Here is a 22,899-nt window from a genome sequence, read left to right on the forward strand (position 1 = left end):
GCTCCCCCTCCCCTGTATTTGTTTATAAGGTTTTCCACACATACCCTTTTAGCTCGCTCTTGTTTTTGTCTTTTTTCTCATTTGCTGTAGGTACATGGCCAGCTTCAGATAATGGTTGTTGATATAAAGAGCGCCAACCTTCAATGGTTTGGCCCTCTCCACCAGTAGAAAAGCTACGCTGTACTCTTAAATATGCCCCGGACTTGACACCTAACTCAAACAAGGTGGACTCCGACGAAAGGATTTTCCATTCATGTTCCCCCACTTTCATTTCAAGCAGATATCTTGCATCAGTCCCCTCATGAGGATCACCGGCTTTTATCATGCGAGAGACCTTTTCGGCAATCAGTTGGCAGGGAAAATGAGTCGGTAATTCAAAGTCCAGCCACTTACTTTTATCAGCATTTGTTACAATTGTCACAATGATTTTATCCATTTCTCCACCATTTTTTAGATCGTCTGAGCGACCAGCTTTTCTAAAATGATTTCCTGCAAAACCTCATCCATTTCCATATGAGAGCTCGAAGAAATACAGACCCAATCCTCTCGTTCCTTCACAAATAAACGAATCAGCCAATTGGCAATACTGGAGGTCAGAAACGTCATGCCATTTAAGCTCCATTCATTTTGATGCCATGACATTGTAATTAGTTGTCCCTCGCACCATTGAGCTTTCAAGGACTGAGCAAAAGCCTCTGCTGCATCCTGATGACACTGATATTCCATTAAGGTGGCACAAAGCTCGTCAATAGAGGCTGTTTCTACCATTCCTCTAATCTGTTGAAAAATGGCATTTGGTAATTCAATAGAGGGAACTACTACTTTTTCCTCAGCGTTTTTTCTGATTCGGTTACACATTGTTTTACTCGCTTCCAAGGGTTCACCTAAGGCACGTAGCTCATAAACATTTTTACCGCCTAATGCTGCTATTTTCTCAACTACAACTTCTCGGTCAAAATGAAAATACCCCTCATACGCTTCTCTATGTTTATCAGTGTAACGAAAGTAACAGCACGTTGTGGCATGTCCGCACGGAGCTACAAGGGAATTTACCATCTCATCTATGTACAAGCCTGTCTCATCCTCAAAAATATACCCTTTGTGTAATAGCTCTGTCTTTATTAGGTCCCATTCCTCTTGCAAGTCCTCTGTTAGATACCCAGCATAAGGCTCTGCTATACCTAGTACTTGATCAGCACCAGTTAGGCATGCTAAAAAGTATAGCTGTTTATCCGTGATTGAAATAGTTTCAATCGGATTTTTCATACTAGCCTCCTTACAATGCTATTGATTTTATCGCGTAAGCCAAGCGAACCACTCTCTTTTGTGTCCCGCCTTATCGTATGGGATAAACGAGTCTGTCTGATTCCAGCTAACATCCATTAACGCTATATCATCACTAAGCGGACTGTTACCCGCTTGAAGAATCATGGACTGTAGCTCGTTGTCTGTCGGGAGCGGATAGCATTTATCTAATGTGGCTAAGCCATCTGTATAGGCTATCATTCGTGTAAAGCGATGTTGTCCAGTTAAACTGGATTGAAATAAATGAGGCTTTCCTCCCACAGGTCCATGTAACGTTGACCAGCGCTCTTGTGTATTAAATGTTCCTTGTAAGCATTCCGTTATTTCAAGCTCTTGGCTAAATAAGCGTAACCGTAAATCCCCCTGCCAAGCGAATAGGATTCTTCCATTAGGAAAGGAATGCGAGGGTAGATCAATGCGTCCGCAAATGTACATGGCTTCACTTCCATGTGTCCGCTTCGATTCTAATACATCACGTAGCAAGCCTGTAATACTTGAAGGTATCGGATGATTGACTATGATTCTACTAGTTACAGTGGTTAACGATTGTAGATGTATATCCAACTGTTGTAGGAGGAACTCCTCCCGCTCCTCTTTCTCAAAGAGACCGGAAGCAAGCCAATCCAGTAGCCCGTCCCCTAGCATTTTGGCCGCAAGCTCCCCACAGTAAGAGAGAGATACGCCATCACACAATGCAAATAAAAAAGAGTGCTCGTTTCTGGCAAACGTTAGATAATCCTGCCCCTTCTCCTGAGCATGTTGCGTTTCCGAAGCCCGGGCGTACGCATATCTCCAGACAAATTGTTCCACTTCTCTTGTTACAGACTGCTCGGTGTGTTGATGTATGTTTTTATAACGATAGGCTTGTTTCACATTGCATCACCTGTCTTTAACGGACGGGGGTTGCTGCCGACATTTGAAACCCTAAAGACACCAATTCTGGACTGGTAGCCGGAAACATAAGCAAGGCACCCTTTTTTAATTGATACATAGACTCACTCATCATCTCACGATAGCTCTCCGGTAAGACAGAGGACATCGAACGCAGCCTGTTGGCATGTTCATCTCTTAAAATTGTATCTGGCATGATTCCGTCCCAGCGCTTCACATCGACAATCTCTTGATCGTGCACCTCTTCGGAAATAAAAATATTTTCAACTAGCACATGTCCATCAGGAACAGCCATTTGCATAATTCGTTTGACAATGGGCTCCGGATCTTCACCAGTTGCAGCTCCATCGGTCATATGGCAGATTAATGGGGCCGGAGAATCTTGTAGAAACGGGAGCTCCTCTAGCAATAATTTCTCAACTTGTTTAAATGCTTTGGCCATATCTGTCAATCTACGCGGACTTATTTCGGGCAGCTTCCCCAAACGGGCTACCTCATCTATGCCTCGAATTCCATCCAATAAATCATATACTTCATCGCTGTAGGCTAACATTGCGATGCGATAACGTGGGGACATCCGAGTTCCCTTTGTAGAACGAAAAATCATCTGGCGAATGGCAGCAGATAATGCTTCCATCACTACATCAATCCTGCGTTTATCTCCCATAGGCAGACACATGGAACCACTCACATCAATCAGGTAAATGATAAGAGCAGGGGTTCGATGTGTCGCTGGCAACTCATAGCTCATAATCGACTCTCCTTATGCTCCTGTTGTAGAGAACCACGGCAAGCTTGATTCGAGCCTCCGTGGTATCATGCGGGATTTGAAGGGCCTCATCTGTTTCCTTCTTTCAACGCTTCCCTAGGAGATTCCCCCCTTTGATCATTTACTTACACTACTTTCCTACCGGCTCTGATTGCTACTACAGGACAAAAAAGTATTCGCTCAGCTGATATGCCTGCGTAACCTTCCAGGTGTAAAAATCAAAAAACTGGCCGTCCTTCCTAGTAGAACAATCGCTTTAGGACCGCGGAATTTTTTCACTTACTTTAACCAAACCAGATACAGAAGGCTGAACCTGATCATCTTCATTTGTATCCACGCTATAACCATCATGTATAGAAGCATCAAGAAATTGTATATTTTCACGGACAAATTGAAAACGTGCCATTGGCAGCTCTTCCGTGGTGCCCAATGTAGCTAAATGACGTTGCATATCCTGCTGAGGAAAAAAGCGTGATGAGTTTAATCCCAGTACAGCTCCCTGCTCTCTTAATTGATGACGAACCTGCTCTATTGTCATTGTTAATCGCTCTGCACTTTCTCTGTCAACTTGTTGAAAGCGCTCCGCAGATTCAACGAGACGCTTAGCTAAATCATTGGAGTGTGCTTGCAGCTGCTCCATTAGAGCCCGGACAGCACGCCAATTATCCTCTAGCTGTGAGTGTTGCCTTACTTCCCAGCTAAGACTTTCCATTGCATGATGCAAACGTCCTTCTATTTCGTTCCACTCCTGTGCAGCTCGGTTGTATTCGTGACCCAATTCTTGCAACAGATGCGGATGTACCAGTATTCGCGACATCTCTAATCCCCTCTGATTTACTCATACTCGTTTTAACAGGTAGTACGGAATTTCATTACTCGTGACCTTGGAAATGAATCATGATGCTTACTTAACAAGTTTTTTGGAACAAATTCAGGGAGTTTCCCTATCTTTTTAGATTTACAGAACCAGGAACTTCATACTAGAGTAATTGGTCCTGTTTTTTTCGCTGCGTATAGGTAGATAGATACAAAAAAAGTCTTTTTCACTGAAAAAGACTCACTGTCATTTTTTGTCTATTCCTGACATGATTGATAAATACGTCAAGAGTTTGTAGTTGCAGCATGGATGTTTTTATCCTCTCCACGCAACGTGACTACTACCATGATGAGAATTACAGAGTAAAGGAAGCTATCAGTCCAAATAAAAACAAGGGTATATTATAATGAAGAAATGTAGGCACGCATGTATCCCAGATATGATGATGTTGCCCATCTGCATTCAATCCTGAGGTAGGCCCTAGGGTGCTGTCAGAAGCTGGAGATCCTGCATCCCCCAAAGCTCCAGCTGTGCCAATTAACGCTGCTGTCGCAAGTACAGAGAATCCCAGTCCAGCACAAAGCGGTACAAATATAGCAGCAATAATTGGGACCGTACCAAATGAAGAACCGATTCCTATGGTGATCACTAAGCCGATCAATAGCATAATCACACTAGCTAAAAACCGATTTTGACCAAAATACTCCACTCCGGATGCTACCAGCTGCTGAACAGCTCCAGTCTCTTTCAACACAGTAGCATAGCCGGATGCAAGGAGGATAACAAAGGCGATAAATCCCATCATAGCAACACCGCGCTGCACCACCTCGTCCCCCAAATTCCACGGCACCACTCGAAAAATAAATAAACAAACAATTCCTGTAAGTGAACCGATAATAAGTGATTTCGTCAATAATTGCACGGTTAACGCTAAGAGAATAGCTACAAGGGTGAACGCATGACGTTTTGTAAAACGCAATTCTTGCTTCTCGTGATCCTGGTCGGTATCCGCAGCGTTTATTTGGTACGTTCTCGGTTTACGATAGCTAATAAATAGTGCCACCAATAACCCAACAATCATACCAATCCCTGGAATAATCATCGCTTTTGGAAAATCGGTTACTGCTATTGACATACCAGCCTTTCCCATCTCAGATACAACTATCTGATGATAGATCAAGCCAAAGCCCGCTGGAAGCATAATATAGGGTGCTTGCAGGCCAAATGTTAACGCACAAGCTACAGCACGACGATCAATTTGCATTTTAGTAAACAAGGTCAACAAGGGTGGGATTAGAATGGGTATAAAGGCAATATGCACGGGTACTGCATTTTGAGACAAACAGGCTGCTGTAGCAATGGACATCAGTAAAATACCACGTTTTCCACGCAATACCACCAATAATTTTTTTACTAATAAGGCTGTAATATCAGACTTGGCGATCATCACAGCAAACATCCCAAGTAAAATATAACTGAGCGCTGTTTCTAGCTGTCCACTCATCCCCTGCACCATCATCTGAATAGTGTCAGTTAATGAACCACCGGCAACCAGTCCTGCTGTTACGGAAGCGGCGATCAAGCCAAAAATGACATTTAATCGCAACAGCGACAGTATAACAATCACAATCACCGAAAGTATAACTCCATTAAATAATAGCATAACGTTCACCTGCGCTTTAGTATATTAGCTAACTAAAGTTATAACATAGTAAAGTGTTTGTGACAAGCGCTTTTGTAGCTCGAAATACAGCCCATATCCTCCCCTGAATTATTCCAGGGCCTAAAGTAAACTGCGGAACTTTTTTACAATGATCAAAACTAACAGGATCAATTATTGAATTGTATTGTTTATAGACAAACGTTCCAATTGAGTATATGATGGCAGTAACGATAACAACTGCAAAACGCTTCGGGGAGCTGGAATTGGCCGGCTGAGAGTGTATTCCTTTAATACTGACCCATAACCTGATCTGGATAATGCCAGCGTAGGAAAGTAAGCTTCTGATATCTTCTTACATGAACGCTTCCAAGACAGGTTGCGTTTTTTTGTTGTCTACCAAACAACATGGAGGTTTCGGGATTATGAGAACTAGTAAACGCTTATCTGCTACTTTACTTTCTGGGTTGCTCGTGTTCGCTCTGACAGCTTGCGGACAATCTGCTACACCAAATGCACCAAGTGACAAAAAGACACCTGAAGCAGCCCCTGCCAAAACCCAAAGCAAAGTCGTCCTTGACTGGACACCTAATACGAATCACACCGGATTATATGTCGCTCTTGAAAAAGGCTACTACGCCGAGCAAGGACTGGATGTAGAGATCGTTCAGCCTGGCATGAACGGAGCTGATACCATGGTAGCCACCGGTGAAATTCCATTTGGAGTAAGCTATCAGGAGGGCGTCACGCAAGCCCGAACTCAAAACGTCCCTATCGTATCGCTTGCCGCTGTCATTCAGCATAATACTTCTGGTTTTGCTTCACCGGTAAGCAAGAAGATTTTATCTCCCAAAGATTTTGAAGGAAAAACCTACGGAGGCTATGGGGCTCCAAGTGAAAAAGCTGTTCTACAATCTCTGATGAGCTTAGAAAACGCCGATATCAATAAGCTAAACATAATTAATGTAGGCGAAGCAGATTACTTTACTGCTGTAAAACGCGATATTGACTTCGCTTGGATTTTTTATGCGTGGACAGGCATTGAGGCAGAGCTGCGAAACGAGCCAATTAACATGATATACGTTAATAAATATTCGGATAAACTAGATTATTATACCCCTGTTCTCATTACGAATGAAAAAATGATTCAAGAGAAGCCAGAGATAGTTAAAGCCTTCATGGCAGCAACCTCCAAGGGATATCAATATGCTGCTAAGCATCCGGAAGAAGCGGCTAGCATCCTCCTTAAGCATGTTCCCGATTTGGATGAAAAATTGGTAAAGGCGAGCCAAAAATGGTTAAGTCCACGTTATCAGGATGATGCCCCGCGTTGGGGAGAACAGAAACGCGAAGTATGGCAAGGCTACTCCGACTGGATGGTGGAACATCACTTATTAGAAAAACCACTGGATGTAGACAAAGCATTTACCAATGACTTTTTACCAAAATCATAAACGCGGCATACCACATAGAGGAGCGATTACAGATGGCAAACGCATTAGTTAGCATTCAAATAATCCCTACCACCCCTCAAGGTGAGGGAGTCATTCCCTTTGTAGACAAAGCAATTGAAGTGATTTCGCAATCAGGAGTAAAATATTTCGTTAGCCCGTTAGAAACCACGATGGAAGGCGAGCTGGAAGAACTGCTTGCTATCGTAAAAAAGATGAATGATGTCATGGTTGAGGCCGGTTGCCCGTCCGTAATCTCCCAAATCAAAATTTATCACCGTGCTGATGGGTTGGCTTCTATGGATGCATTGACGGAGAAATATCGTCCATGAATAACAATCGTCGTCTATATCAAACAGGATGGCCGCCCGTACTCGCGGTCTTCCTGTTTCTCTTTATATGGCAGCTTGCGACTTTTATCTGGAAACCAGAGGCATGGTTTTTACCAAGTCCCCTTGTTATTTTCCAAGAAGGCTGGAATCAAGCGCCTCAGCTTACACAACACCTATGGGCTACTTTACAGATCACCCTGCTGGGCTTTGCAATTGGGAGTACTACTGGTCTAATTCTTGCTTTTTTATTACATGTGACGCCGCCTATTAAAGCGGCCTTGTATCCATTACTCATCCTAAGTCAAAACATACCGACCATTATTTTAGCTCCTCTCTTGATGATCTGGTTTGGCTTTGGTTTATTGCCAAAAATGATTTTAATTACGCTGGTCTGCTTCTTTCCCGTTACCCTATCTACAATGACGGGACTGGCGCAAACCGATCCGCAAATCAAACGATATATGCTAATGATTGGAGCAACTCGCCAACAAATTTTCTGGAAGCTAGAGTTACCTCACTCGCTTGCCTCCATGTTTTCCGGGCTAAAAATCTCGGCAACCTACAGTGTTATGGGTGCCGTCATTTCTGAATGGTTAGGGTCGCAAAAAGGGATAGGCGTCTACATGCTTATGGCAAAGGCTTCCTTTCGTGCTGATCGGGTTTTTGTGACCATGTTTCTCATTGTAATAGTCAGTTGCTTACTATTTGGCTTGATTCATCTTTTAGAACGCTGGGCGCTCCGATGGCAATCGAATAAGTGAGAGTAGAGAGCAGCTACAATATAAGGTCAATAAAAAAGGGAGTGAGCAAGAGTGAGTAATGGCATTCACACATCTAATCGTATGAATTTGACTACAGAACGTAATCTAGCGTTTACATCAACAACAACATCTGCGTCTTCTCTCCCTTCTGCACTTGTCGTTGAACAAGTCTCCCACTCCTTTTCAGAGTCGGGGGTTACTATAGATGTACTTCAGCAGATATCTTTAGAAGTAAAAAAGGGCGAGTTTGTCTCCTTAATCGGTCCGTCTGGTAGCGGAAAAAGCACGCTATTTCATATCATTGGCGGTCTTTTATCACCCATGCACGGCAGCATTATTATGGAAGGCAAGCAGGTCACGGGCAAAACAGGTCATATTAGCTATATGCCGCAATCCTCTAGCTTACTTCCCTGGCGCACAATAGAGGAAAATGTCGGTTTAGCTTTAGAAATAGAGGGTATCCCCCGTAAAGAAACGCTACAGCTGGCTCGTGAATGGCTCCCGAGAGTTGGTTTAGGCGGATATGAAAAGGCGTATCCTCACATGCTCTCAGGTGGAATGCAGCAAAGAGTGGCTTTCTTGCGCGCCTTGTTAAGCAGGCAAGAACTAATCTGCTTGGATGAGCCCTTTGGGGCCTTGGATGCACTCAGCCGTACTGACATGCAGAATTGGTTGTTATCCATTTGGGAAAAGCATAAACGCTCCGTTCTTTTAATCACACATAGCATTGATGAAGCTATCTTTTTATCGGATAAAATCTATGTGCTTACAGCAAAACCGGCTCGAATTGCTGCCACAATTTCTGTACCATTTGAACGACCGCGTCAGGAAAAAATGCTGCTATCTTCAGAGTTTCTCCTTGTGAAGGAACAAATCGTAAAGCTGCTACGTCATTCATAGACACAAGTAGCGTCAAAATAAAACTCGGCTATATGAACGCACATCTGCGATAAGCCGAGTTTATTTTTTGACAGGCCCCATTAGTCTTTTTGTTTTCTCACCGGAATGAATCTTCCTTTTTCCTTCATCCATACTTCATATTTATATGCCTTTTGCAACGCTTCCTCCTCGGCTGTAATCCGCACGCTTAATACGATGGCCTGAGCAACTGTAAAGATTGCTGCTGTTTTCCAAGCGCCAAATGTTAGAGGGAGCATTCCTCCCTCGATTAATACGACCAGATAGTTTGGATGCCGGATGTAGCGATACGGGCCATGTACAACTGGCTTTTTACCTTCTAATACAAAGATCCTCGTATTCCAAAAATAACCCAGGCTTCGCATGCTCCAGATTCTTAATAGCTGAGCGAGACAAAATACGCAAAACGGCCAAAAATAAAACGGGATTGAAGCAGTGGATACATGAAGCAGTACCTCACCAATCAAACTGACAAAAAAAACAATATGTAAGCTTATTATCCACTTGTAATGCCCGGCGGCTACCTCATACCCCCCTGCTTTCTTTATATAACGCGCATTTCTTCTTGCTATTACCAGCTCAATGCAGCGTTGGTAAATCACGATCATTATCACCAGCAAAAAAATAGCTACCATTCCAGCAACACCTGCTCACAAGAAAACCCCGGCCCAAGAGCTAAAAGCAATCCTATTTCCCCTGGCTGATGTTCTTCCCTCAGCTCTCTTTCCAACACAAAGAGGACGGTACAAGATGACATATTTCCATGATCTCGCAATACCTCTTTGGCATGTCGCAATCTATCCGATGGCAGTTGCAAAGCCTGCTCGTAGGCTAGCAGAACCTTACTTCCCCCTGGATGAGCAATTATGCGATCAACACGGCAATGATCCCTTCCTTCTCTTCTCAGGAAGCTCTCCATCTCTGGCTTAATTTTATCTTTTATAAGTGTCGGAATGTCTTTAGAGAAGACTACCCGCAAGCCTTCTTCCCTTACATCCCATCCCATAACATCAACCGTATCGCGCCAGGTAGTTGAATGTGTTGACAAGATAGCAGGTAAATGATCAGGTACTGCTTGTCTATCTCCATACAGCAATACAGCAGCGGCCCCATCAGCAAACAAGCTGGTAGCGATTAGATTACTTTTACTTCGATCTCCATGTACAAAGGTTAAGCCGCACAGTTCAACGCAACAGACAAGCACACGTTCCGATGGGTGAGCCTTCGCAAACGCGAAACCTCTGGCTAATCCTGCTGCTCCTCCTGCACATCCCAGTCCCCATACAGGGGTTCTTTTTAAATTTGAGCGAAACGGTAAGCGATTGAATAGGAGAGCATCTAAGCTCGGGGCAGCGATCCCAGTGGAGCTGACCATAATCACATGATCGACCGCATCCGCTGCAATACCTGCCCTTTCCAGACACTGCTCAATTGCACGTGCGCTTAATTCTAGTGCCTGCTGCACGTATAATTGATTTTTTTCTGCCCAGTCATGAGGCTGTTCGAACCATTCTAGCGGAGTTGAAAAGCTTCTATTTTCAATTTCTGCTGATTCAAATACTTGTAACAGACGTTCGATATCAGAAAAATGCGGTTGAAAGAACCGACGCGAGAATTCCTTGCTCTCTTGCTTCGTAATAGTATAATGTGGATTTGCTGTGCCGATTGAGACAATTCGCGGCATCATTTCTTCTCCTTTCCGTTGTTTTCCTTTTATTTTTTCCCAAAGACTTTCCCTTATGTAAATAAAGTGGTAACATCAGGAAAAATAGGTCTAAACAATTCGTAATAGTAAGAACCTTTAAGCAAAAGAGTAGGAATTATCAATAAAAACAGATTTTATTCACAAAACGGTAACATTATTAAAAAATTTAACACGTATGCTTTTTTCAATGTGTGATAAATTAATTGAATAAGAAAATCTATCGCAAGGAGTCTACCTACCTTATGAAACAAAAGCAATTATCAAAGAAAGAAACAGTCACAATTGGATTAATGCTGTTTGCTCTCTTTTTTGGAGCAGGCAATATGATATTTCCTCCTTTATTAGGACAAACCGCTGGGACAAGCGTATGGATAGCCATTTTAGGATTTATTTTAACCGGAGTAGGTCTTCCTATCCTAGCAGTTGCTGCCACTGCAACAACATCAGGTGATTTAAAGGTTATTGCAGGTCGAGTACATCCGCTATTCGGCATTATTTTCCCTACTCTCATATATCTAGCTATTGGACCATTTTTCGGAATTCCACGAACAGCTAGCGTTGCCTATGAGATTGGTCTTAGTCCTTTGTTGTCAGACTCTTTAAAAGGAAGCAATCTGCCTTTGCTTGTCTATTCAATTGTCTATATGTCGATCACGTTCTGGTTATGTCTGAATCCTACCAAGTTGGTCGATCGCATCGGAAAAGTCTTAACACCCACACTATTGCTAATTATCGCAATATTGTTTGTTCGGAGCATTTTTAAGCCATTAGGGGATTTTACAGTACCTTCAGAAGCCTATATGAACAATGCATTTTTTAAAGGCTTCCTCGAGGGATATCTAACTATGGATACGTTGGGTGCTTTAGTTTTCGGAATTGTCGTGATTTCTTCTATACAAAATCGAGGAATTACGGATCAAAAGAGCATTACCATGGCTACAGTGAAAGCAGGTTCCATTGCTGGAGTTGCTCTGGCCCTTGTATATATGTCTTTAGCCTATCTGGGGGCTGGGAGTTCTACTATAGTAGGCACCTCAACAAACGGCGGCCAAATTTTAACTGCTGTTGTCTCCTATTTGTTTGGTCAAGGAGGCGTTATATTACTTGGTACAGCTATTACCTTAGCATGCTTAACAACTTCAATTGGACTTATTACAGCGTGCGGTCAATTTTTCTCCAACCTTATTCCTGCCCTAAGCTATAAGGTTTCGATCAGCATTTTGACTGTATTTAGCTTAATTGTTGCTAACTTGGGTTTGAATCAAATCATTTCCTTCTCTGTACCTGTATTAGCCGGATTATATCCAATTGCAATCGTACTGATCCTTTTATCTTTGATTCACAAACAAATAAAAGGCTATAAAGAAGTTTATATATACAGTGTCGTGTTTGCTGGAATCATTAGTCTAGTGGATTGTTTGCATGCCTTTGGCTTTGCTATGGGTAAGATTACGGTATGGCTACAAATTCTTCCTTTATATTCAGTTGGTATCGGATGGGTTGTTCCCGCCATCATTGGTGCGGTTATCGGTTTTATAGTAGGTTCATTGAAATCTCAGGATCGTGTGAATCCCTCTACTCAAACCGATTAATCTCATTTGTTTCTTCCAATTTGTCTTGTCGCGATCGTGACGGAACCAATCCGTCTTCGCTTCTCATATACTCAGTAAAAAAGACAGGGATAAGCTCACAGCTCCCTGTCTTTTCTATTATTTTGCCGGCATGATACGCTCAATAGCTTTACTGAAATCTTCCCATGTGAGTAAGCTTAAATCTTCTTTCGTCCAATCTGTTTTTTCTGCTGCTGCTAACCGCAGCGCCTGCTCCTGCATTGCTTCTTGAACCAAATTTTTAGCAAATCGCCCGTTTCCTTTAATTCTTCCCTGTTCGCTCCACGTTGTTAGCTGCTCCGCTAAGCGCTCTTGCGTATCATCCGTTACCTCATAGCTATTGTCCTGAATAAATTGTGTAATAATGGATAAAAGCTCCGAAGCTGTATAATCCGGGAATCGGAAATACTTTTTAAAACGTGAGGAAAGACCTGGATTGCTATCAATAAATTTTTGCATATCATAGGGGTAGCCTGCTAGGACAACTACTAAATTTTCCCCATGCTTGCTTATCTCTTCAACCAACGCATTGATAGCCTCATGTCCATAGTCATTTTCACTAGTAGACATCAACGCATAGGCTTCATCAATAAATAAGACACCGCCTAAGGCCTCTTTAATTTTTCGCTTAGTCTTACTTGCTGTCTGCCCTACGTAGTTTGCCACAAGATCAGCGCGACCAACTGTTACGAGATGTCCTCGCTTGAGATAGCCTACTTCTTGTAATATTTGTGCATATAATTGTGCAACCGTCGTTTTTCCTGTTCCCGGGTTGCCCGTAAATACTGCATGCAATTCAACAGGAACAGCCGGCAATCCATTTTTTTGACGCGAACGCTGTATAGACACAAACGCTGCGACCTTGGTTAGTTCAGCTTTCATTTCTACAAGCCCTATCATTTGTTCCAAGCGTTGCTTTGCCGAAAGAGTGTTGTTTTGTACCTCTTTACTCGATGAATTGGCTTCTACATCTGCTGGTGTAAGAATTGTAAAATCTGGTATTTTCATTGCTTCTGTATCGCCTACATGACTTCCTTTAGCAAAGATAGCATCTAAAATAATATTTTTGGCAGTTCGAGCATTCCCAAAGGTTTCATCAACCCTCTCTCGTTCTATGCGCTGCTGAATCGATATCTTTGTATCAGGACGAAGAATAAAATCATTACGCTCCGCCACTTGCTCAGCTACTTCTAATAGCTCTTCTGTCGTAAAGTCAGGCAGTGTAAAGTGATTGCTTTCCGGGAAACGACTGCGTAAACCTGGGTTTGCCCGCAGGAAGTTTCGCATCTCTTCTGGATACCCTGCTAAAATTAACACGAACTTGCCGCTATATTCACCGCTTGTCATTGCAGAAACAAGGGTATCAATCACAACCTGCCCATAATCACTATCGCTGGACTCCGCCCGTTTCAAGCTGTAGGCTTCATCAATAAACAAAACACCGCCTACCGCTTTCTTAATCACTTCCATCGTTCTTTGCTCTGATTGGCCTACATAGGCTCCCACTAGCTGAGAGCGATCGACTTCTATCACTTCCGCTCGTTCTAACAAGCCTAATTCATGATAAAGTGTGGCTAAAAGGCGAGCTAATGTCGTTTTCCCCGTACCGGGATTCCCCATTAATACAGCGTGCAATTCTAATGGATCGGCCAACTCCCAGCCCTTTTCCGTACGAATACGCTGGTACTGTAAAAATTGGGCGAGTTGCTTTACCCTTTTTTTCATGTCGGCTAAACCAATTAATTGATCAATTTGTTCCATTGCCGGAATGTGATCCTGTAAGTCTTCTTCTGCTTGTGTAGGAGTTAGTTGTTCGCGAATAGATTGCTCAATCTCCTGCAAATTTTTATTAGCTTGCTGGAGCCGAGCCAACAATTCGGAAGAGTAAAATAATCCTTGTACCGAGTCGGCATACTTCTGCGCCTCCTTATGTAACAAGATTAATGCTTCCTCTAGCTCCAAGGTACCCTCGCGCAGAGACTTATATTTTTGCTGAAGGAGGGTATTCGCCGAAAGCTGAGCGGCTTGTGTTCCTGCTTGTAGCATATCCTCCCAATTGACCAAATCGTCAAGGCGCTCTTGAATCTGCGAAACGAATTGAGCTGTTACTTTTTTCCGCGTAGCTGCATTGTCAGTTTCACGAATAGCAGGAAATTGAGCTGTTTCTTTTAAGGATTGCAATAAAGAATGCAGATACATTTCTGCTTGCAAAGAAGCGGCTTGCTGGTGATCTGGGTCCAATTTTCTCGCTTTTTTTAACCATTCCTCCACCAGAGAAATTTGCTGGGTCTTCCTCCAACGTATCTGTGCAAGGATAGTAAGGACTGTTGCTTCCGCTTGATCAAGCTCAGCCAGTTTTACTTCGACCATCTGTTTATGCTCTGGCTGTTCGTTGGAATCCTGTGTAAGAATATGTAGGAGTTTCTCACGTTTTTCATCTATATATTGCAAGGCCTGAATCGCCTCTACTTCTGTTACATGCAACGAATTTCCATTTGGTTTTTGCCATTCTTTGATTTTATCTATCAATGTTTGCTCTTCTCTTCTATTCATTGTTATTTTGTCCTCCGTTATCTGCTCCCTTTCCTTGTTGTATCACTTTTTTAACTAAAAAGAAAGGGGATAACCCGATCAGCTCATTATATCTAAGGATTTTGCTTCCATCTATTTTAAAAATGGATTCCTTCCTCACAGCAAAAAACCCGGCTCATCCTTTTGTTCCGGGTCTTTTTGCGATACAAAACATAACTTGCTCTGCAAGAAGCAAACAATCGCTATATAGCTCCTGCTACTGCTTGGCTGTCCCTACTTCGAAATGTCGCATTACGTATTATAGTTGCAAATTTCCCATTTCGATATCAGATTCCATATGCGCTAGTGCTGCAGGGAATACGTCCTGTTCCGATTCAGCGTATATCTTAAATGAGCTGACAATCTTTTCTTTGCTGCACACCTGTACGTTATATTGAGAATCTCCATCGTAGGTCGTTGCAAATCGATACTCTCTTCCATTCACATTCAAATTTTTTTCCACGATAATCACCTCAGCCTTAGTTTGTCCAGCTTTAAAAAAAGCATTACGATCTGTCCTTATCTTTGCTCTGGTTACCTAAAGAAGTGAGTTCCATTCTCCATTCCCCCGGAAATAAGCCGTTTCATTTCACTCATAGAAATGATAAAAGCCGCCGTCCACTCGACTGGACAACGGCTCTTCTTGGCTTACCATCTCTATTCTGTTTTTATACCATGGAATAATCCTTTATATTGGTTCGCTGCGTTAATTCTTTTCCTGATGGCAGCGTAACGTACATAAGACCTTGACTCTCTTCTTCATTCGTCCAAGAAAAATCAAACGTTACATTTTTCTTCTCAAAAGCCTGTTCTTCCTCAAATTCTTCCAGGATTAACCGCAATGTTTCAGGATGCAAAGGCACAGAAATGGATTCCCCGGACTGACTCGGAATGGATAGATATTTTAAAGCATCTTCAAAATACATGACTGTATCAAGCAACAATGATAACTGTTGCCAGCTCAATTCACTTGTAAACCGCTCAAATGGTTTTAACATTTCTCCGTCATCCCTTCAATGATGTCCCCGTACAAGGATTTCTTTGGTTGCTTATTCTTAGTTGGATGAAAAATTCTCGTTTTGATTGTTGCTTCGAAGTTATACATCGGTTTCCGATTCTTTATCGTCATGGGATGGAATCGTGGCTTCTAACAAAACCTGGTCAAAAGCCTCATCAACTACTCCCCGTCCGATTCCACCTTGCTCCGTTATTGGCACTTGATCTGCTTCTACCGTAATCAACTCTCCACGCTTTGTCACCACAATCCACTTAGGAGAATGTGGCTCCTCCAGCAAAATCGCTTTAATCTGATGCGGATTCGTTTTTCTTTTACGGATCAGAAGTAAGCCTTTCCCAGCTCGACCCTGTAGAGGAATATGAGCAATGGAAGTACGTTTCACTACTCCTTCTGCAGTTAACGCTCGCAAGACTCGATTATCTTCTATGTCCGTAACCAGCAGGTCAATTAATTGGTCGTCTTTTGCCAAATTAATCGCTTTGACACCACTGGAAGCTCGGCCTGTCGGGGATACCTCCGTCTGCAGAAAGCGGATTACCATCCCATCCTGTGTTACACCAACAAACGCTCCCTCATCATCAATCAAATGAACATGATTCACTTCGTCTTCACTGTTCTTTAACTTAATAGCAACGACCGCTCCTGAACGATTGGTTTCATACTCTTTTAGCGCTGTTTTTTTAAGCAAGCCGCTCTTGGTTGAATGGCAGACATATAATGGCTTGTCAAAGCTATTGACAATATGTACAGCGACGATTCTTTGGCCCTTTTCAAGAGAAAGCACATTTACAAGTGCTGTCCCAATATCCTTCCATTTCGCGTCCGGAATATCATTTACCAGCATAGCAAAATATTTGCCATCCTGTGTAAAGAATAGCGCTGTATGGGATGTATTGGTTTCACAGAAGGTCCTTACCTTATCCCCTTCCTTTACCCCGCAGGTTTCAATCGAACCGCCCATGGATTTAAAGGAACGTGGGCTAACTCGTTTCACGTAGCCTTCATGTGTTAACGTCACAATACAGTCCTCTACCTGAATTTGCATGGATAAATCGAGTTTAATTTCCTCAATTTCGCCCTGGATTTCAGTCATACGCGGCTCACTATATTTTTTCTTGATTTCACTTAGCTCTGCAACCAGAACCGAAATTAGCTTTTTCTCACTACCTAGAATAGCCTTAAGCTCCTCTATTTCCTTGGCAAGCGTCTGTAGCTCCTTCTCAAGCTTCACAATATCAATTCGTGTTAAAGAAGCAAGCTGAATACTTAAAATAGCGTCTGCTTGCAGCTCAGTAAAACCAAACTTTGCAATAATATTCGCTTTTGCGTCCGCGCGGTCCTCAGAATCCATAATCGTATCCACGATTTGTCTGAGAATGGACTTAGCATGAATCAAGCCCTCAACAATATGCCTTCGATTTTCTTTGCGATCCAGATCAAATTGAGAGCGACGAGTCACCATCTCTTTTTGATGTGAAATGTAAGCATCCAGTAACTGCTTGAGTCCCATCTGCTTGATGGTGCCCTCATGGATGGCATTCATATTGTAGTTGTAGAAAATCTGTAAATCCGTATTTTTATATAAATATTGAAGTATTGCTTGGGCGTCAGCTTCTTTTTTCAGATCGATAACAACACGGACTTTTTTTAACTCGGCTTCCTTACGCCCGGTCTCGTCTCGAACAGCTAGTGCACCTTCGATCTTTCGCTCCATAACCAGCTCATCGATTTGAGCGACTAGCTTTGATTTCACCACATCATATGGAATTTCACTAATCACAATGCGCTTATGCTTGTTCCCTTTTGCCTCTTCGACATCAGCTCGTCCACGAATGATAAACTGACCTCTACCTGTCTCAAACGCCTTTTTAATGCCAGATACCCCTTGAACAATCCCTCTGTTAGAGAAATCCGGACCCTTCACGAACTCCATGAGCTCATCAGTCGTAATGGATGGTTTACGCATCATGGCAATTGTAGCGTCAATGACTTCTCCGAGATTATGTGTAGGGATGTCGGTAGCAAAGCCTACAGCGATACCAGACGCTCCGTTTACCAGTAAATTCGGGAACCGTGCTGGTAAAACAGCAGGCTGCACTGTGGAATTATCATAGTTCGGGATAAAAGGTACGGTATCCTTTTCAATATCTCGCAATAATTCATTAGCCAATGCAGACAAGCGAGCCTCCGTATATCGCATAGCAGCCGGAGGATCGGCATCAAGGCTACCGAAGTTACCTTGCCCCTGAATTAACACATGGCGCATCTTCCACCATTGTGCCATCCGTACCATCGTCTCATATATGGAGGCATCCCCATGCGGATGGTACGTACCCATTACGGAACCAACTGTTTTGGCTGATTTCCGATAAGGCTTATCAAAGGTGTTATTCTCTTCGTACATCGAATATAAAATCCGGCGTTGTACCGGCTTTAAGCCATCGCGAGCATCCGGAATAGCACGCGAGAGGATAACTAGATTAGCATAATCCCCAAAACGTTTTCCCATGATTTCTGCAAAGCTTTGTTCAATTAAACGACTAGAAAACATGCTACTCATCCTCTCCTACTTCAAAAGTGACATGGGTCTCGATCCATTCACGGCGAGGAGGGACTTTATCGCCCATTAAAACCGTAATTAGTTTTTCACAATGAGCCCGGTCTGCAAGAGACACTTGGATCAGCTTTCGGTTCTCAGGGTCCATTGTCGTCTCCCATAATTGATCAGGGTTCATCTCACCTAAGCCCTTGTAACGTGTAATTTTTGCCCCTTTGCCTAACTTTTTCAGAGCGATTTCCAATTCATGATCATCCCAGCAGTAATAGGATTCGGCACCCTTCTTACCCTTTCCACCATCTTTAGATACCTGATAAAGCGGCGGCTGAGCAATATAAAGCTTATTAGCCGCAATAAGCGGCTGCATATAACGGAAGAAGAAGGTTAACAGGAGCGCTTGGATATGTGAACCATCCACGTCAGCGTCAGACATGATAATTATCTTATCGAACGCGCAATTCTCAATGGAAAATTCTTCGCCAATATCTGTCTCCAGCACTTCTAAGATCGTTCTGAACTCTTCATTTGATAAAACCTCGGAGAGCTTAGCCTTTTCCGTATTCAACGGCTTTCCTTTCAAACCAAAGATCGCTTGGTATTCAGAGTTGCGAGCTTGCTTAGCCGACCCTCCTGCTGAATCACCCTCGACTAAGAATAACTCGTTAATCTTCGGATTTTTATATTGAGGGGGTGCAAATTTTTCAGAAATGGATTTACGTTTCTTTGCTCCCTTTCCTTTTTTGTCCCCGCGCAGTGCTTCTCGTTGTTTTCGCAGCTCTTCACGAATTTGCATCGATTTTAATGCTTTATCAATTAATAGCTTAGCGATCTCAGGATTCTCTTCTAAGAAAAAGCCCAATTTTTCCGAGATGATCTGTTCAACAATGGTGCGTGCTTCTTCATTGCCCAATTTATCCTTTGTTTGCGATTCAAACTGAACATCAGACATTTGCAGAGATAACACGCCTAAAAAGCCTTCACGCAAATCGTTCCCGGTCAAATTGGGATCTTTTTCCTTGATATACCCTTTCCTGCGGGCAAAATCATTAAAAATCCTGGTGGTTGCATTTTTAAAGCCTGTGACATGTGTACCACCATCATTTGTCGGGATTGAATTCACATAAGAAGCTAATGTCTCCGTATAGCCATCATTGTATTGGAAGGCCAGCTCTACATACACGTTATCCTTTTCACCATCAAAGTAAACTACAGAATGAAGGCCATTTTTACCCTCGTTTAAATACTCTACATATGATTTAATGCCATCTTCATAATGGAATTCTTCTTTACGTACCTCTGGCGTACGTTTATCAATTAACACCATGCGTAAGCCTTTCAACAGAAAAGCCGTTTCACGGAAGCGATCACGCAAGGTTTCGTAATCAAATTTAGTAGTGGTAAATACCTCAGGGTCTGGCTGGAACGTTACGGTTGTCCCCGTACGTTTGGACTTTCCTACAATCTCAAGGCCCGTGACAGCCTTACCTACAAATTCCTGCCCATTCTTATCCACTACATATTCAAAGCGTTGTTTATAAATGTTTCCTTCTCGGTGAATTTCTACTTCCAGCCAGCGAGACAAGGCAACGACGACACTGGAGCCAACTCCGTGCAAGCCGCCGCTTTTTTTATACCCGCCTCCGCCAAATTTACCACCTGCGTGAAGTGTAGTAAAAATGACCTCTGGCACTGGTCGTCCAGATTTATGCATACCTGTTGGAATACCGCGTCCGTGATCCTCCACGCTAACGCTGCCATCCGGATAAAGAGTGACAATAATGCGATCGTTCACGCCAGCCAAAGCTTCATCCTTAGCATTATCCACGATCTCCCACACCAAATGGTGCAAACCGCGTGATCCAGTGGAGCCTATGTACATACCAGGCCTTTTACGTACGGCGATCAAGCCTTCCAGGACCTGAATATCTTCTTCGGTATATGATAGTGCTCGATTATCAGCCATTCTGTTCTCCCCTCTTACACACTTGCAATCAACGTTCCTTCAAGCGAACACCTAATCGCTATTTTATCTCATTTCATAAAAAGAAAAAACTCTTTTACATGAAAGCTCTTACATAGTTGCTACTATACATGTATTTTACTTGTTGTTCCACCGTAACAAACGCACATACAAAGAAAAGTTAACCTTTCCTATTGCTTTTCCCTATTCTTCTAGAAAAATAACCATCTTTATCCCTTTCTAACAAAGGTAACGTTCTTCCTGCTTTTTTATATGTATTTTTTTGCAATCTGGCTTTTATAAAAGGTAAACTACAGGCTGCTTCCTAAAAACAACAGGAACATTCGTTCGTTTCTTGTAGATAAATACAGCCACCCTGCCGTTTGGACAAGATGGCTGAAAGACTTAGCCTTGAATACGTTCCAGCTCTTCTTTATCAATGTCGTAATTCGCATACACATTTTGTACGTCGTCATTTTCTTCAAATGCTTCCATCATCTTCAGGATTTTTTCAGCATCTTCACCTGAGACCTTCACAGTGTTTTGTGGAATCCACTGTACCTCAGCATTGGTAAATTTATATCCCTCTGCTTCCAATGCATGTTTTACTTGCTCTAATTCGTGAGGATGCGCAATGACTTCGAATTCTTCTTCTGTCACGATTAAATCCTCTGCACCAGCTTCTAGGGCTTGCATCAGCATTGTATCTTCATCAATTTCAAATTCTTCGCGGTCAATAACAATTACACCTTTACGGTCAAACATGAAGCTTACAGATCCTGTTTCACCCATATTTCCACCGCGTTTACCAAAAATAGCTCGTACATCAGCGGCTGTACGATTACGATTATCAGACAAGCATTCTACGATAACAGCTACTCCGCCTGGAGCATAGCCTTCATAACGAATTTCTTCGTAATTATCCCCTTGTCCGCTGTCCGTAGCTTTTTTAATCGCACGCTCAATATTGTCATTGGGCATATTAATAGCTCGTGCATTGGCAATAATTGCTTTTAGTTTCAGGTTTGCAGTCGGGTCAGGTCCGCCGTTTTTAGCTTCTACATAGATTTGACGAGCTAACTTAACATATTGATTGTTTTTCTTTTGATCGGCTGCACCTTTTTTTCCTGCAAATAACTTAAACTTTGGCATCTGAAACTCTCCTCACCAGAAATGTCTGCTTGGGTATGAAATAATAATTTATTGTAGCAAAAAGTAGCGATTCGTACAAGGCTGGCTCGTCTGATTGCCACAAAGATGGCAAGGGTAAAGACATAATTACGGGGTAAGCTAGATAGTGAACCCATACCTATTTGCGAGGAGGATGAGCCTGTGCTAAGTGCAACGAAACCGTTTATAAAGCTGCATAAATATGACGAGCATCTGGTAGCTGACATTGAGGCACTCAATTCATCTGGATATGCTAAAGATGACATTTATGTGTTGAAATGGAACCCCGATAAGAATCATTCCAATCAGCGCGACAATTTTTACAAATACAGTACACATTTTGAAAAAGCAAAGGGCCATATCGACAGCAAAGCTAACTTTTTTGATAACGGCGGAAAGGAATTACGTTCAAAGCTCGAACATATCGGGCTAACCAAAGACGAAGCCTCTGCCTTAGTAAGAGAACTGGAAGAGACGGATAAAACCTGCATTTTGGCTGTGCATGATTTAAAGGATAATATTATTGAAATGAATACTCAATATAATCAATAGGGTGCTACAATCAGCAAGAAACCCGGAGTAAAGGTAGCTCCGGGTTTGATTTATCTCATTTGACATGTCTTTTTTACTCGTGAGTGCAGTCAATCAGCTCGATGCCTTCCATTGTTTCATGCAATTTCGCATGAGCAGCCTCTTCCTCTTCTTCTAGCAACGGCACTAGTTCTCCATCTTCAATACCAAACACATAAATGTCGATTTCGCCTTCTTCATCAATCTCGTCTTCTTCGGTTGCCTCAGTAAGTGCAACAAATTGTTTGTTATTTAATTCAAACATCGCGATTACTTCAAAATCGCCCATTTCCTCGCCATTTTCATCGTCTAGAGTGATGATATCGCCTAAAGCCAAATCTTTTTCATTTTCCATGTGTATATGCCTCCTGCTTTTGTTCGCTTAGGTTATGTATGTCGTCCATTCAGACAGCAACTCATATGTTTGGTATAGGGTTACATAACAGGCTAGTTACTAGCTCAATTAGCTAGGCCTATTCACATCCAGTGTTCCCTAACACCTTTCTTAGCATACCCTGCTTTTCAGGAAAAGTCCATGAGAAGTTCTAAAACATAAAGACCGTCTCCTTCTAAGAAGACGGTCTCCTTCATTTATCTACTGTTTCGAGGTAAACTAATCCGCCTCGTAAGGGATCTCTTCAATGACTCCCTTCTCAATCAAAAAGGCTTCCTCAGCTTCCAAAATTGTAATAATTTCTTGACGTCCTACTTTCATGCCGCCTTCAGCAAGTTTTCTTTCTACGAATTGCAGCATCTCTTCATAGTCTAACACTTGTACATCTTGTTGATTATTTTGCTGTCCCATGGTTATAACCCCCTGCATTCTCTCAGCCA

22 protein-coding genes and 1 riboswitch are annotated in these 22,899 nt (G+C 42.6%); of the genes, 6 read left to right on the forward strand and 16 right to left on the reverse strand.

What is annotated here, in order from left to right; translation table 11 throughout:
- Positions 1-22: 22 nt before the first annotated feature.
- The 6 genes from QZ995_RS06675 to QZ995_RS06700 form a co-directional block, all read right to left on the reverse strand.
- The gene (locus tag QZ995_RS06675; protein ID WP_301804665.1) at positions 23-436 is read right to left on the reverse strand and encodes a hypothetical protein; all 414 of its coding nucleotides are present in this window, start codon (positions 434-436) and stop codon (positions 23-25) included.
- 14 nt (positions 437-450) lie between these two features.
- A complete protein-coding gene (locus QZ995_RS06680) occupies positions 451-1,266 on the reverse strand; it encodes a hypothetical protein (protein WP_301804667.1) in 816 nt (271 codons plus the stop codon).
- A 27-nt stretch (positions 1,267-1,293) separates the two neighbouring features.
- Entirely contained in the window at positions 1,294-2,178 is an 885-nt protein-coding gene (locus QZ995_RS06685; RefSeq protein ID WP_301804669.1) for a hypothetical protein, read from the reverse strand.
- A gap of 16 nt (positions 2,179-2,194) precedes the next feature.
- On the reverse strand, positions 2,195-2,947 hold the full coding sequence (locus QZ995_RS06690) for a vWA domain-containing protein (RefSeq protein WP_301804671.1): 753 nt from the start codon (positions 2,945-2,947) through the stop codon (positions 2,195-2,197).
- Positions 2,948-3,221: 274 nt separating this feature from the next.
- The gene (locus QZ995_RS06695) at positions 3,222-3,782 is read right to left on the reverse strand and encodes a type VII secretion target (RefSeq protein ID WP_301804672.1); all 561 of its coding nucleotides are present in this window, start codon (positions 3,780-3,782) and stop codon (positions 3,222-3,224) included.
- A gap of 355 nt (positions 3,783-4,137) precedes the next feature.
- A complete protein-coding gene (locus QZ995_RS06700) occupies positions 4,138-5,445 on the reverse strand; it encodes a Na+/H+ antiporter family protein (protein WP_301804675.1) in 1,308 nt (435 codons plus the stop codon).
- A gap of 240 nt (positions 5,446-5,685) precedes the next feature.
- Positions 5,686-5,793, forward strand: a riboswitch (TPP riboswitch).
- Positions 5,794-5,867: 74 nt separating this feature from the next.
- Between QZ995_RS06700 and QZ995_RS06705 the strand changes: the two genes are divergently transcribed.
- The 4 genes from QZ995_RS06705 to QZ995_RS06720 are packed head-to-tail and all read left to right on the forward strand — an operon-like array spanning position 5,868 to position 8,886.
- On the forward strand, positions 5,868-6,896 hold the full coding sequence (locus QZ995_RS06705) for an ABC transporter substrate-binding protein (protein WP_301804677.1): 1,029 nt from the start codon (positions 5,868-5,870) through the stop codon (positions 6,894-6,896).
- A gap of 32 nt (positions 6,897-6,928) precedes the next feature.
- The gene (locus tag QZ995_RS06710; RefSeq protein WP_031415582.1) at positions 6,929-7,225 is read left to right on the forward strand and encodes an MTH1187 family thiamine-binding protein; all 297 of its coding nucleotides are present in this window, start codon (positions 6,929-6,931) and stop codon (positions 7,223-7,225) included.
- Positions 7,222-7,986: an ABC transporter permease gene (locus QZ995_RS06715; protein ID WP_301804685.1), complete on the forward strand. Its 765-nt coding sequence runs from the start codon at positions 7,222-7,224 to the stop codon at positions 7,984-7,986. Before QZ995_RS06710 ends, QZ995_RS06715 begins: the two co-directional genes overlap by 4 nt.
- A gap of 51 nt (positions 7,987-8,037) precedes the next feature.
- Entirely contained in the window at positions 8,038-8,886 is an 849-nt protein-coding gene (locus QZ995_RS06720) for an ABC transporter ATP-binding protein (protein WP_301804687.1), read from the forward strand.
- Positions 8,887-8,966: 80 nt separating this feature from the next.
- On the opposite strand, the gene QZ995_RS06725 is transcribed toward QZ995_RS06720, so the two are convergent.
- Positions 8,967-9,539, reverse strand: coding sequence for an isoprenylcysteine carboxyl methyltransferase family protein (locus tag QZ995_RS06725; protein WP_301804690.1), 573 nt, complete (start codon positions 9,537-9,539; stop codon positions 8,967-8,969).
- Positions 9,533-10,588 carry a type III polyketide synthase gene (locus QZ995_RS06730; protein WP_301804869.1) on the reverse strand — a complete coding sequence of 352 codons (1,056 nt, stop codon included), beginning with the start codon at positions 10,586-10,588 and terminating at the stop codon, positions 9,533-9,535. The genes QZ995_RS06725 and QZ995_RS06730 overlap by 7 nt, the downstream gene beginning before the upstream one ends.
- A gap of 263 nt (positions 10,589-10,851) precedes the next feature.
- Between QZ995_RS06730 and brnQ the strand changes: the two genes are divergently transcribed.
- Positions 10,852-12,201 carry a branched-chain amino acid transport system II carrier protein gene (gene brnQ, locus QZ995_RS06735; RefSeq protein WP_301804691.1) on the forward strand — a complete coding sequence of 450 codons (1,350 nt, stop codon included), beginning with the start codon at positions 10,852-10,854 and terminating at the stop codon, positions 12,199-12,201.
- A 117-nt stretch (positions 12,202-12,318) separates the two neighbouring features.
- On the opposite strand, the gene QZ995_RS06740 is transcribed toward brnQ, so the two are convergent.
- From QZ995_RS06740 to QZ995_RS06765, 6 genes are all read right to left on the reverse strand, one after another.
- Entirely contained in the window at positions 12,319-14,772 is a 2,454-nt protein-coding gene (locus tag QZ995_RS06740) for an AAA family ATPase (protein WP_301804693.1), read from the reverse strand.
- A gap of 277 nt (positions 14,773-15,049) precedes the next feature.
- Positions 15,050-15,253, reverse strand: a complete 204-nt coding sequence (locus QZ995_RS06745; protein ID WP_301804696.1) for a hypothetical protein — start codon at positions 15,251-15,253, stop codon at positions 15,050-15,052.
- Between the two features lie 205 nt (positions 15,254-15,458).
- Positions 15,459-15,788 (reverse strand): hypothetical protein, encoded by a 330-nt coding sequence (locus QZ995_RS06750; protein WP_301804699.1) that lies wholly within the window; start codon positions 15,786-15,788, stop codon positions 15,459-15,461.
- A gap of 99 nt (positions 15,789-15,887) precedes the next feature.
- Complete coding sequence (parC, locus tag QZ995_RS06755; protein WP_301804700.1) at positions 15,888-18,359, reverse strand: DNA topoisomerase IV subunit A; 2,472 nt, start codon at positions 18,357-18,359, stop codon at positions 15,888-15,890.
- Between the two features lies 1 nt (position 18,360).
- A complete protein-coding gene (locus QZ995_RS06760; protein WP_301804702.1) occupies positions 18,361-20,328 on the reverse strand; it encodes a DNA gyrase/topoisomerase IV subunit B in 1,968 nt (655 codons plus the stop codon).
- Positions 20,329-20,730: 402 nt separating this feature from the next.
- Positions 20,731-21,477, reverse strand: coding sequence for a YebC/PmpR family DNA-binding transcriptional regulator (locus QZ995_RS06765; RefSeq protein ID WP_301804704.1), 747 nt, complete (start codon positions 21,475-21,477; stop codon positions 20,731-20,733).
- 180 nt (positions 21,478-21,657) lie between these two features.
- On the opposite strand from QZ995_RS06765, the gene QZ995_RS06770 reads away from it, so the two are divergent.
- Entirely contained in the window at positions 21,658-22,047 is a 390-nt protein-coding gene (locus tag QZ995_RS06770; RefSeq protein ID WP_031415595.1) for a general stress protein, read from the forward strand.
- A 73-nt stretch (positions 22,048-22,120) separates the two neighbouring features.
- On the opposite strand, the gene QZ995_RS06775 is transcribed toward QZ995_RS06770, so the two are convergent.
- Together QZ995_RS06775 and QZ995_RS06780 are read right to left on the reverse strand one after the other, a co-directional pair.
- The gene (locus QZ995_RS06775; RefSeq protein WP_301804708.1) at positions 22,121-22,420 is read right to left on the reverse strand and encodes a DUF1292 domain-containing protein; all 300 of its coding nucleotides are present in this window, start codon (positions 22,418-22,420) and stop codon (positions 22,121-22,123) included.
- Positions 22,421-22,678: 258 nt separating this feature from the next.
- The gene (locus QZ995_RS06780; RefSeq protein ID WP_003335978.1) at positions 22,679-22,870 is read right to left on the reverse strand and encodes a hypothetical protein; all 192 of its coding nucleotides are present in this window, start codon (positions 22,868-22,870) and stop codon (positions 22,679-22,681) included.
- Positions 22,871-22,899: the final 29 nt, after the last annotated feature.

The sequence above is a fragment of the Brevibacillus laterosporus genome (genome assembly GCF_030489605.1).
GTDB classification, from domain to species: Bacteria; Bacillota; Bacilli; order Brevibacillales; family Brevibacillaceae; genus Brevibacillus_B; species Brevibacillus_B laterosporus_E.